General features: G+C 61.3%; 13 protein-coding genes and 1 pseudogene. 7 read left to right on the forward strand and 7 right to left on the reverse strand.

The genetic code is table 11. The features are described 5' to 3' along the window. Positions 1-54: 54 nt before the first annotated feature. Positions 55-1,173, reverse strand: coding sequence for a calcium:cation antiporter (locus tag AC1DT3_RS04715; protein WP_477464088.1), 1,119 nt, complete (start codon positions 1,171-1,173; stop codon positions 55-57). Positions 1,174-1,406: 233 nt separating this feature from the next. Here AC1DT3_RS04715 and AC1DT3_RS04720 point away from each other — a divergent pair, with 233 nt between their 5' ends. Then, on the forward strand, positions 1,407-2,111 hold the full coding sequence (locus AC1DT3_RS04720; RefSeq protein WP_477464089.1) for an aspartate/glutamate racemase family protein: 705 nt from the start codon (positions 1,407-1,409) through the stop codon (positions 2,109-2,111). A 21-nt stretch (positions 2,112-2,132) separates the two neighbouring features. On the opposite strand, the gene AC1DT3_RS04725 is transcribed toward AC1DT3_RS04720, so the two are convergent. Beyond that, positions 2,133-2,333 carry a hypothetical protein gene (locus tag AC1DT3_RS04725; protein ID WP_477464090.1) on the reverse strand — a complete coding sequence of 67 codons (201 nt, stop codon included), beginning with the start codon at positions 2,331-2,333 and terminating at the stop codon, positions 2,133-2,135. A gap of 453 nt (positions 2,334-2,786) precedes the next feature. Between AC1DT3_RS04725 and AC1DT3_RS04730 the strand changes: the two genes are divergently transcribed. Continuing rightward, complete coding sequence (locus tag AC1DT3_RS04730; RefSeq protein WP_477464091.1) at positions 2,787-3,203, forward strand: hypothetical protein; 417 nt, start codon at positions 2,787-2,789, stop codon at positions 3,201-3,203. Between the two features lie 98 nt (positions 3,204-3,301). Here the strand turns inward: AC1DT3_RS04730 and AC1DT3_RS04735 are convergent, their stop codons facing one another. Beyond that, a complete protein-coding gene (locus AC1DT3_RS04735; RefSeq protein WP_477464092.1) occupies positions 3,302-3,916 on the reverse strand; it encodes a biotin transporter BioY in 615 nt (204 codons plus the stop codon). Between the two features lie 116 nt (positions 3,917-4,032). On the opposite strand from AC1DT3_RS04735, the gene AC1DT3_RS04740 reads away from it, so the two are divergent. Further along, the gene (locus AC1DT3_RS04740; RefSeq protein ID WP_477464093.1) at positions 4,033-4,947 is read left to right on the forward strand and encodes an MBL fold metallo-hydrolase; all 915 of its coding nucleotides are present in this window, start codon (positions 4,033-4,035) and stop codon (positions 4,945-4,947) included. Positions 4,948-4,960: 13 nt separating this feature from the next. Here AC1DT3_RS04740 and AC1DT3_RS04745 read toward each other — a convergent pair whose 3' ends face one another. Next, positions 4,961-5,740, reverse strand: coding sequence for a DUF1499 domain-containing protein (locus AC1DT3_RS04745; RefSeq protein ID WP_477464094.1), 780 nt, complete (start codon positions 5,738-5,740; stop codon positions 4,961-4,963). A 280-nt stretch (positions 5,741-6,020) separates the two neighbouring features. Between AC1DT3_RS04745 and AC1DT3_RS04750 the strand changes: the two genes are divergently transcribed. The 3 genes from AC1DT3_RS04750 to AC1DT3_RS04760 all read left to right on the forward strand — a co-directional run bounded on the left by AC1DT3_RS04750 (position 6,021) and on the right by AC1DT3_RS04760 (position 7,478). Then, the gene (locus AC1DT3_RS04750) at positions 6,021-6,497 is read left to right on the forward strand and encodes a MarR family winged helix-turn-helix transcriptional regulator (protein WP_477464095.1); all 477 of its coding nucleotides are present in this window, start codon (positions 6,021-6,023) and stop codon (positions 6,495-6,497) included. Between the two features lie 207 nt (positions 6,498-6,704). Next, the gene (locus AC1DT3_RS04755; RefSeq protein ID WP_477464096.1) at positions 6,705-7,115 is read left to right on the forward strand and encodes a DoxX family protein; all 411 of its coding nucleotides are present in this window, start codon (positions 6,705-6,707) and stop codon (positions 7,113-7,115) included. A 159-nt stretch (positions 7,116-7,274) separates the two neighbouring features. Then, a complete protein-coding gene (locus tag AC1DT3_RS04760; protein ID WP_477464097.1) occupies positions 7,275-7,478 on the forward strand; it encodes a hypothetical protein in 204 nt (67 codons plus the stop codon). Between the two features lie 105 nt (positions 7,479-7,583). On the opposite strand, the gene AC1DT3_RS04765 is transcribed toward AC1DT3_RS04760, so the two are convergent. Next, on the reverse strand, positions 7,584-8,171 hold the full coding sequence (locus AC1DT3_RS04765; protein ID WP_477464098.1) for a L,D-transpeptidase: 588 nt from the start codon (positions 8,169-8,171) through the stop codon (positions 7,584-7,586). 172 nt (positions 8,172-8,343) lie between these two features. Between AC1DT3_RS04765 and AC1DT3_RS04770 the strand changes: the two genes are divergently transcribed. Beyond that, positions 8,344-9,285 (forward strand): histone deacetylase family protein, encoded by a 942-nt coding sequence (locus AC1DT3_RS04770; RefSeq protein WP_477464099.1) that lies wholly within the window; start codon positions 8,344-8,346, stop codon positions 9,283-9,285. Here the strand turns inward: AC1DT3_RS04770 and AC1DT3_RS04775 are convergent. Together AC1DT3_RS04775 and AC1DT3_RS04780 are read right to left on the reverse strand one after the other, a co-directional pair. Continuing rightward, positions 9,275-10,672: a polysaccharide biosynthesis protein gene (locus AC1DT3_RS04775; protein ID WP_477464100.1), complete on the reverse strand. Its 1,398-nt coding sequence runs from the start codon at positions 10,670-10,672 to the stop codon at positions 9,275-9,277. The genes AC1DT3_RS04770 and AC1DT3_RS04775 overlap by 11 nt on opposite strands. A 60-nt stretch (positions 10,673-10,732) precedes the next feature. Beyond that, a pseudogene (locus AC1DT3_RS04780) lies at positions 10,733-10,945 on the reverse strand (3,4-dihydroxy-2-butanone-4-phosphate synthase); the annotation flags it as partial.

Here is a 10,945-nt window from a genome sequence, read left to right on the forward strand (position 1 = left end):
ATACGCGACTCAACTCTGAAGGTACCCGAGCCGTTCCTTTGAGCGCAACAGTTCTTAGGGAAAGGCCGTGAGGAACAGGAAGGTCGCGAAGATCACGAGATGCACGAAACCATAGAGAACATTCGTCCTCCCTTGGCCGAATGTGAGGGTGCTGGTCAGCAGGACGAGGACCAGCAGAATGGTGTCCACGGACCCAAGTCCGAGCGTCAGCGATTTGCCGAGAACGATCGTGACGCACGCCACCGCGGGAATGGTCAAACCGATGGTCGCCAAAGACGATCCCATCGCGAGGTTCAATGCCTTCTGGAGGTCGTCCCGTTTGGCCGCGTGGACAGCCGCGACGCCTTCCGGCAGCAAGATCAGGAACGCCACGACGACGCCGGTGACGGCCACCGGCAACTCGAGAGCGGTACGGCCGACCTCGACGACAGCCGCGAATTTCTTCGCGAGCAGCACGACCGCGAGCAGGGCGAACAAGAGCAGGACGACGCTGAAACCCACGATGCGGTTCGAAGGAACATGGGTCTGTCCGGTTTCCTCTTCATCGCCCAAACTGACGAAGTAGTCTCGGTGCAGCGTGGTCTGGATGTAGAGGAAAACGCCGTAGAGCACGAGGGTGACGATGCTGACGAAGGCCAATTGCCGGGCATCGTAAGCTTGCCCCTGGCCTGAAATCGTGAAGTTCGGCAGAACCAGACTCAATGTCGCCAAGACGATCAACACGACGAGGTACGAACTCGCTCCGGTCGTCAGGACGCTTTGCTCGCCATAGCGAATCCCGCCGACGAGAATGCACAGACCGACCAGCCCGGTGCATACGATCATGACGACCGAAAACACCGTATCGCGCGCCAACGTCGGACTCCCACCCTCTTCGCTGAGCATGACCGAGGTAATCAGGGCCACTTCGATGAATGTGATCGCCAGCGAAAGGACGATTGTCCCGTAAGGTTCTCCGGTCCGGTGCGCTATGGTCTCCGCATGGTGAACCGCGGCGAAGACGGTTCCGAACAGAAGCGGCAGCAGCAGCACCGCGAACGTCAGGCCGAGCGGCGATGAATCGAATGTGCCGCCGATCCCAAGGGCTGAGGCAGCCAGATAAAGAAGCAGAGACAAGGTCGGGAAGACCCACGAGGACCAAGGAATCTCCGACTTCTTACCTTGAAGTTTCATTGGCTCCGCCGCTGTCTCCGGTCCCTCGATCGCGACCGAGTGTATCATGCCCCGGCAGGAAGCGCCGCCGCCAGCGATATTTCAGCGGCCCAGCTTCGTCACGACTGGCGGTTGGAATCGGTGATCTTGTCGACATGCGTCCTCTTCGTATCGGCTTTGGATTTGAACACGCCTCGACCTTCGACCTTGCCGAGAGCCGTCGCAGCTGCAAAGTGGCGCGACGGAGGTACGGCATGGCAAAGACCATTGGTTTGATCGGCGGCATGAGCTGGGAAAGTTCGGCGCAATACTATCGCATCATCAATCAGGAGGTGCGCCGGCGCCTGGGTGGAGTCCATTCCGCACGCAGCCTGATGTTCTCCGTCGATTTCGGCGAAATCGAAAGACTGCAGCACGATGGTCAATGGACCGCCTTGGCGGCCGAAATGATCGATGCGGCGCAGCGTCTGGAACGTGGCGGCGCAGATATCGTGCTGATCTGTACCAATACGATGCATCGCATGGCCGGCGAGGTCGCAAGCAACATATCGATACCGTTGCTCCACATCGCCGATCCCACGGCCGAGAAGATCAAGGCCGCCGGGTTTGAGCGCATCGGCCTGCTCGGCACCGCCTTCACCATGGAGCAAGAGTTCTACARGGGACGACTGACCGATAAATTCGGGCTCGACGTCCTGGTGCCGAACGACGCGGATCGCGCCGTCGTCCACGACATCATCTATCGCGAATTGGTCGCCGGCCAGGTCCTATCGGCATCGCGCGACGCCTACCGTGACATCATCGCCCGCCTGGTCGATCGGGGCGCTCAAGCGATCATTCTGGGATGCACGGAGATCATGCTGCTCGTGCAGCCGGAGGACAGCCCGGTGCCCCTATTCGACACGACGACGCTGCACGCCCTCGCCGCAGTCGATTGGTCGTTGGCGAACGTCGGGTGAACTCGACTTCTCGAAGCCGATTTATGGCTTCGGCTCGTTGAGGCGATGACGCTTCACCAACCAGCGAAGAGGACGGAAGGCCAGAACACCGACGAACAGGGTGAGCAGCAGCAATGCCACCCCCAACTGGATCACGCTGAAATTTGGAGCGTCCATCGCCACGAACCAGCCCGTCACGACCCCGGCGCAGGTGAGCAACGCTCGTGCAACCCAATCGATCACGCCGCCCTCCTCATGAGGTTCCAATGATCCGACGGTATCATCCAAGACTTTGGCGATCCAGACTTGGCGATCCAGACTTGGCGTTCCAGACATCGGCATTCCAGGCTTGGCCTCCGGACGCCATCGCGTTCTGCGCCGACGACGACCTCGCCATCCCCTTTTCGACATCCCGATGTCACAGAGAGACCTCTTTGGCCGTCAGAAGGGCTCGTGGGCGTAATTATTTATATGCGTCACGACCACGCTCGTGCGACAACGCACGGATCTTTATCTGTCGCCGAACGATTATTACGCTACGTAAGGAATGGGGAAACATTTAGGATATACTATCCTCTTCCCCAAGCATGCCCTTGCGGCGTAACATTCTTGAGAGACGTAGGATTTTCGCCATAGGGGCAGCTCATCTCAGACCACGAGCTTCTCGGCCACCAATGGCCACGACGGAGGATACCCGTGACTGAAGAAGAAGTCGAAATCGTCGCTGAAGAACTCGCGAAGATCGGGGGGACCTCCTGGTACCCTGGTCGCGAGAACAGCAGCATATTGCGGGTCATTTCCGACCGGTACCGCGACCGGGCCCGCGCAGCGATTGCGGCACTCGACCGGCATCGAGGTCGACAGGACCCCGCGTCGCAGGCGGGTGCTGCGGGCGCTTTGCCTGAGGAACACGACGGAATTCGGGAGGGGGATACCGTCATCTACCGTCCCCCTGGCGACAGGCGCGCCTATTCGTGCACGGTCGAAACCATCAAGGACGGCCAAGCCTACCTCGTGGTCAACCGGCGTGAAGGTGTGGGCTGGATCTCCATCCCGGATCTCCTGCAGACCAAGCGCGACAATGCGGAGGCTAGCCGCGACAACGCGACCTGACGTCTACGCCCGCCGCAAAATCCGGTCCGTCGCCGTTTGAAACCAAAGAAAAAGCCGCCCGAGTGGGGCGGCTTTGTCGTTGAGGAGACAGGCGCAGCTTAGATGGAAGCCTTGCGGCGCACGATGCGTCCAGCCGCTTGCATCAGGGCCGCGGCAAGGGCCGTCTTGAGGATCGTGGCGGCGAAGAACGGCACGGCGCCCAGCATCCAAGCTTTGGCGAACGGCATCGCCATCGACATCCAGCCCAGGCCGAAGGCGAAGATCACCACGTGACCGATCGTCATCATGGCGACGATTCTCAGAAGCGACCGATCGAAGCCCTTTTCGGCCATGAACCCCGTGACGAGGGCAGCCGGAAGGAAGCCCAGCAGGAAGCCCCCCGTCGGACCCGCGAAATAGGCGAGGCTCGCCACCATCGGCGGAGTGTTGGCGAACACGGGAAGTCCCATGACACCTTGCGCGAGGTAGAGCGCAACGGTGGTCGCCCCCAGGCGCCAGCCGTAGGCGGCGCCGATCACCAGAACCACCAGGGTCTGCATCGTCATCGGAACCGGATGGAAAGGGACCTGCACCTTGGCGGATAGGGTCAGAAGCGCCGTTCCGACGAGCACCAGAACGGTGGCGCGCAGGGCGGCGAAACGAACGTCATTCTTCGACGGCCAGATCAGGCCGACGAGGGTGGGAGAAGCGAGCGACGATGCGCCAGTCGACATAGGCAGCCTCCAGAAACTGATGCCGCATCGACAGCGGCTCCAGACGCCTTATAGGAGGGTCGGACAAAGGCCTCAAGCCAAGCCCGGCGGATGTCCGACCGACAATGGGAGACRCAATGTCCGACGACCTGGTCTTCGACACGGGATTTGCCGTCCCGTCCGACAGCTGCGTCCGCCTGAGCCCACTCGTCAGGCGCGTGGTCGCCGGGAATTCCGGGCCGATGACGTTCACCGGCACCTGCAGCTACATCGTCGGAAAAGGCCACGTCGCGATCATCGATCCAGGCCCCGATCTGCAAGAACATGTGGATGCTCTTCTGGAGGCCGCTCGCGGCGAGACGGTCACGCACGTCCTGGTGTCCCATACGCATCGCGATCATTCGCCTGCCGCCAGGGCGATCCAGGCGGCGACCGGCGCGGTTATTCTCGGCTGTGGCCCTCACCGGAGCGCTCGCCCCCTCGCCCAGGGCGAAGCCAACGCGCTCGAGGGAAGCGGCGATTTGGATTATCGGCCTGATCGCGAATTGGTCGACGGCGACATGGTGGAGGGACTCGGCTGGCGTCTCGAAACGGTCGCGACACCCGGGCATACCGCAAACCATCTCGCATTCGCCCTGCCGGAAGAGAACGTGCTCTTCTCCGCCGATCATGTGATGGCCTGGTCGACCTCGGTCGTCGCGCCTCCGGATGGGGCGATGAGCGACTATATGGCGTCCCTGGAAAAGCTGCGCGCCCGTGACGAGGCAATCTATTGGCCGGGGCATGGCGGACCGGTCACCGATCCGCAACGCTTCCTACGCGCCCTTTCACACCATCGCCGACAGCGCGAAACGTCGATCCTCAATCGCCTTGCGCTCGGTGACCGAACCATTCCGGCCATCGTGGCGGCCATCTATCAGGGGCTCAAGCCGGCTCTGACCGGAGCCGCGAGCCTTTCCGTCTTCGCGCATCTCGAAGATCTCGTCGCGCGCGACCTCGTGCGCACCGACGGAGAGCCGACTCTGACGAGCGAATACCGCCTCGCCTCCTAGATTTCGGCGAGGCTCACTTGGCGGAGATGGCGAGATTCGACACCTCGTCCAGAAATGCGCGAATGCGCTTGGCGTTGGACCCGAAATCGCGCTGACCGATCCGCGATACCGAACGGATGTCGATCCGGGCACCTTCGGCTTTCGGTCGCACGCGGACCGTCACGTCCTCCGGCAGTTTGAGCAGGAAGGTGTGATCGATCGCATCGAGATGTCCGGTGCCCATGCGCCCGCCCGGCGCACGCGCCTCGATGATTCTCCACCCCAGATTCGCGGCGGCCTTCCGGACAAGGGCAAAAGCCTCGTTCGGGGCCATGTCGAGCGATAGCGGCGCCACCTCGCGATAGGCCTTGCGCTGCGCCTCACGCATCGATGCGGRGACTTCGGACGGCGTGTCGTCATCGCGCGCGGCGAGCGCCACCCGGGATCGCGAGAAACCCGGTGGCGTTTCGAGATCGGTGCTCACATCGTGGATCGGCGGCAATTGCATGGCCTGAACCAGGAACCAGGCCGGATAGGCCAAGAGCAGGACGGCGAGGAGAATGCCGCGTACGGCGCTTCCCAAGCCGCGCCTGCCTTCCTGCCAGATCCGCACGAATGCCATCATCGAGAGGAGGATCGCCACGATCCCAAGGCAGAGGCCCGCCCCGAAGGCGATGAAGCCGGCCTCGTAATCGATCCGTTCCAGACGGATCAAAAGCATCGACAGAAGAGTGACCGCGATGGCGAACGATGCCACTTTCGGCGACCACTTCGCAGGTCTGGAGACAGGTTCCTCGATAATCAGATGACGCATGACGCTCCAAACTTAGTGCATGAGCCGCCGAAATGGACACGCTTCGTCAAGAAGATCACGCACATATTCAATAAGATAGAGCGCGATCGGGCGCAAAGCCGCATCCCTCGTTGCTGAACGCTCTAACGGAAAAGTGGTTTGTGAACAGAGGCAAGCCGGCGAAAATGCGCAGCTGAGAAGCCCTTTCTGAATTCTTGGTTATGGCGTTTTCTCATTCAAATGTTTCGATATAAACTGTTTGTGCCACCAAGGACTTGTTGCGCCACCAAGGACTTCCGCCTTGCACTCACCCCTCGCCTCAGATCGCCCAACCGATCCGCTCCGCATCTGGTTCCGGTTCGTCCGCCTGCACCGGCGCGCTTCCAACGCCGTCTCGACCCGTCTCAAGGAAATCGGCTTGTCCATTCCACAGTTCGACCTGCTGTCGACGCTCACCGAGCAGGAGGGGTTGAGTCAGCAGGAGCTCGCGGCACGGCTGTATGTGACCAAGGGAAATGTGTCCGGATTGCTCGATCGCATGGTTGAAGCAGGCCTCGTCGAACGCCGATCGATTCCCGGCGATCGACGTTCGAATGCCCTGTTCCTGACCGCCAAGGGACGTCATCTGGCCGAACGCGGAATCGAGACCCAGCGCGCCTATGTGGCCCAAACACTCGGAACCATGGAAATGCGCGATCTTGCCGAATTGGAGCGTCTCGTTCTCGCATGGCGCGAGAAGGCGCGTGCAGTCGAAGAAGAGTTGGCGAGCCAAGAATAAGTCGACGCCCGCCGCGCCATTTCTCGGTCCATGACCCGCCTCTGCGAGGCGTTAGCGAGACGTATGCGCGGTAGTTCAACGCCACCATTTGCGTGCGATTACGCACCGTCAAGCTCGCTCGCCCATGACAAGACGTGCGTCCCCGATCAACGGGGCATCATCGATGCAGCACACGCAAGCTCGCTCAAAGGGCGAATGGGGGCCTTCATGACACCGCAATGGGTCAAAGCAATTTTGTCGAACAGGGGCGTCGAGGTTTTCGCACGCGTCTTGTTCATGTTCGTTTTTCTCGCCGGCGGCCTTGCGAAAGTGATCGACTTTCCCGGCGGCGTTGCGGAGATGCGCCAATTCGGCCTGGAGCCGGCCGTCCTCGTCAACGTGTTGACGATCGTGGTTCTTTTGGGCGGCGCGCTGCTGGTGATCCTGAACCGCATGGTCTGGCTCGGCGCAGGGGCGCTCGGCGTCTTTACGTTCCTGACGATTCTGCTCGTTCATCAGTTCTGGAGGCTCGAGGGCGAGAAAGCGATCGTTGCCATTCACACCGCCTCGGAACACCTGACGGTAATCGGCGCGCTGATTCTCGTGGCGATCTATTCGCTGCGTCGCAACAAAGCTTAGGCGGCGATCGCGTTAATGTGCGGTTAAGCATTCGGAAGACAAAACGCGCTCAGGTCTGCGAATGATCATGGTCTTGCCTCGAAGTGGACATGACCATTCGCACAATGAGGACAGGTTGTTCTGAGAACAGCTTCGCTTAATCCAAAAGGGAAGAACGCCATGATTGCAAAGCTAAAGCAGGAAGACGGACCGCAGCCCATGGACGGGACGTCTCGCGCGACGAAGCAAGGCATCACCGCGTCATTCAAGCCGGTCGCGTTGCCGGCCCTCGTCGCCGCCATGCGAAATGCCCGCAAGAGCGTCCCTCCCGCAAAGCAGAAGGACGTCCCTCACGTTCTTCGCCAAGAAGCTCTTACCGATTGAGAAGCTCTTACCGATTGAGAAGCTCTTACCGATTGAGAAGCTCTCACGGATTGAGAAGCTTCACGGATTGATCGGTGAAGCGGGCGCCGGTCGGCGCCCCTCTCGTCAGCGGACGATCACCTTCGCATCGAGGGCGACGCGGTTGTAAAGGTCGATCACGTCGATATTCCGCATCCGGATGCAACCCGACGACACGGCCTGACCGATCTTCTCAGGCTCGTTGGTTCCGTGAATGCGATAGAGGGTGTCCTTGTTGCCCTCGTAGAGATACAGGGCGCGGGCGCCCAGCGGATTGTCCGGACCGCCTTTGGTGTGTTTCAMGTGCGGCCACCGGATTTTCATCTCTGCCGGCGGGTTCCAATCGGGCCATTCCGCTTTGCGTGCCATGCGGGCCGTGCCGGTCCAGCCATACGCTTCGTCGCCCACGGCGACGCCGTACCGGATGACTTTCTTTCCCGGCAGCACATAGTAGAGGAAGCGCTCCTTCGTATCGACGACGATCGTGCCCGGTTGCTCACCGGTCGAATCGTCCATCAGATAGCGACCGTAGCGAAGGTCTTCCTGCGCCTTCGGAATGAGCGCCATCCATTCGCTGTCCCGCGTGGAGACTTCCGGCTCGGGCACGCCCTTGAACGTGCATCCAGAGATTGCGACCGCGGCGGCCAGAAGGACGAGTGGGCCCGAAAAACGCATGAGACAAAGCCTCGCTTGCTGCCTGCGGCAGCCTCTTCACGAAAACAGGGGCCCTCTTGGCCCGAATCAACTTTAACTTGCCACGACTCGGGGTCGAAGTGTGTTGCATAGCAACAACATGGACACTTGCTGAAAGCGTTGAGAAACTGATAGTTCCCCCGCACGAGGCATCATGACCACACTTTACCTCAGCCATCCGGCCGCGCTGGATCACCAGACACCTCTCGGCCACCCCGAACGCGCGGATCGCATCCGGGTCATCGAGCGGACTCTCGAACAGGAACGCTTCGCGGGGCTCGTGCGGGAGCTGGCCCCCATGGCGGAACTCGACAGGATCGTGCTCGCCCATCCCGAGCCGTATGTTCTGACCATTCGGGACACCTGCCCGCGTGAAGGCCTGGTTCGGATCGACGACGACACCGTAATGTCACCCGGCACCTTCGAGGCCGCGCTTCGCGGCGCCGGTGGCGCCGTTCGCGCCGTCGACGAGGTGATGACAGGGCGGATCAAGAACGCCTTTGTCGCCATGCGCCCGCCGGGACACCATGCAGAGCGCACCCGCGCCATGGGGTTCTGTTTTTTCAACAACGCGGCGATCGCGGCTCGTCATGCACAACAGCATCACGGCGCGGAGCGCGTCGCCATCTTCGACTGGGACGTGCATCACGGCAACGGCACGCAGGACATCTTCTGGGCGGATGATACGGTGCTCTATTGCTCGACCCACGAAGCACCGCTCTATCCCGGAACGGGTGCGGCGAGCGAAAGGGGAGAGCACGATACGATCGTAAACGTCCCCCTGAACACCGGCGACGGCAGCCAGGCGTTTCAGTCAGCGGTCGAGAACCAGATTCTGCCGCGCATCGACGCCTTTCGTCCCGACCTCATCATCGTCTCGGCCGGATTCGACGCCCATTGGCGCGACCCGCTCGCAAGCCTGCAATTGACCGAAGCGGATTTCGCCTGGGCGACCCGCAAGGTGATGGACCTCGCCTCGAGGCATTGCGACGACCGCATCGTGTCGGTGCTCGAGGGTGGCTACGATCTCGAAGGGTTGGCGAAGTCGGCGGCCGCGCACGTGGATACGCTTCTCGGGCACGCGATCAACGCGTAGCGTTCGACTGGAACGCCTTGTGACTGAGCGTCGACAATTGCCGCAAGAGTTCGCCGAGCGCGAAGGCGCGTGAAGCTGAAATCACGGCGAGGACGATCAGGGCGGTTTCCGCTCCGCCCCTGACGGCGAACAGCGCGGCGACGAGGCTCGCCAGCAAGGCCGCGCCATGGATGAGAACCAGGCGCTTCTGTTGCGGATACATGGCGCAAGAATCGTTCAGCGGCGCCGCGAGAGCGACGAACAACTGGAATGCCGCGACGAACGGCACGATGTGCGACAGGTCCGCCAGCTCCGTGCTTTCGAGCCACGGATCGACCAGGATCAGCAGGCCTGCGACGCACGTGTATGCGAGTGCCATCAGGACAATCCACGCCAGCATGATGTGCCGGCCGAAAACGGCGCCGGCCCGCGCCGCAGTAGGGCGCAGGCGATGCAGGAAGATTGGTGTCGAGGAAGCCGTGATGATCTGCGTCGGAACATCGAAAATGCGGTACGCGAAGGCTACGAGTCCCGCGAGAACCGCGTCCCCGGCAAGAGGCGTGATCATCAGCGGCGACATGACGAAAGCGAGAGCGAGAAAGGCTCCCGGCAGATTGTAGAGCGGAAGCCCCCTCCAGCGGGAGGCCGTTGCCTTCAATTCGTCCCACGACCAGCCGCGCTTGAGGATGTGGAAGTGCGCGCGATTTCGCCAGAGCAGATAGACGACACCGCTCGTATGCCCGACGATGTCCGCCAGCACGAAGCACAACGCATCGTCGTCGAGGGGTGAGGCCACGAAAAGGACGAGCGCTAGGGGCTGGAAAATCGATTGAACGAGAGAGGCCCTGCCGATTCCGCGGAAATCGCCCTCTCGGGTGGTGACGGCGAATGCCAACCGAAGGATGGCGCGCGCCAAGATGGCAAGCGGGAGAAACAGAAGAAGCTTCAGCCTCATGATGCCGATTTCGCCCGCCATGAAAGCAGCGAGGCTCGTCAGCACCCAGAGCGTAGCGCCCACCGCAACGCAGAGCCGGAGCGCGCGTCCCGCCTCTTCGTCCGTCGAAGCGGCCACGACTGCCGTATCGTATCGAAGGAAAATGGCGATCCAGACCAGGGTCGCGACCGATTGATAGACGCCGAATTCCGCGAAAGCCTCGATGCTCACGAACCAGGCGGCGACGATCAGCGTGATGGCGGACATCGCCCGCGCACCGAAAAGACGGAAGGCGAGTTCGGCGGCATCGCGTCCCGGTTCGCCAAGGATGAACCCGGCTACTGCCAGACGTGCGGACTCGATCAGGTTCACGATCTTCGATCGACCCGTCATGGCGAACGTCTGCGAGGTGGTCGACGGACCCTGAGCATCGATCGAAGCATCGAGTTCAGGATCTCTGGGAATTCGGTTCAAGACTACGTCTGTTCACACGGGTTTGGATGGTRTGGGTTTGGATGGGGGACGCTCGAACCACTAGTTGTCGAGTGTTTTTTCACCCGCAAGAGTAATTCCGAAGCCACTCAGACCAACGTAAGACCGGCTTGTTGTGGCAAGATTGCGGATGGACGTGACGCCGAGATCCCTCAGGATCTGCGCGCCGACCCCAATTTCACGCCATTGGCTCATTCTCGCATCCTCCGAAGAGGCAGCTTCCGCTTCATGATAATGGGTCGTGGGAACCCCAGC

Source organism: Microvirga sp. P4_G7 (assembly GCF_056401005.1).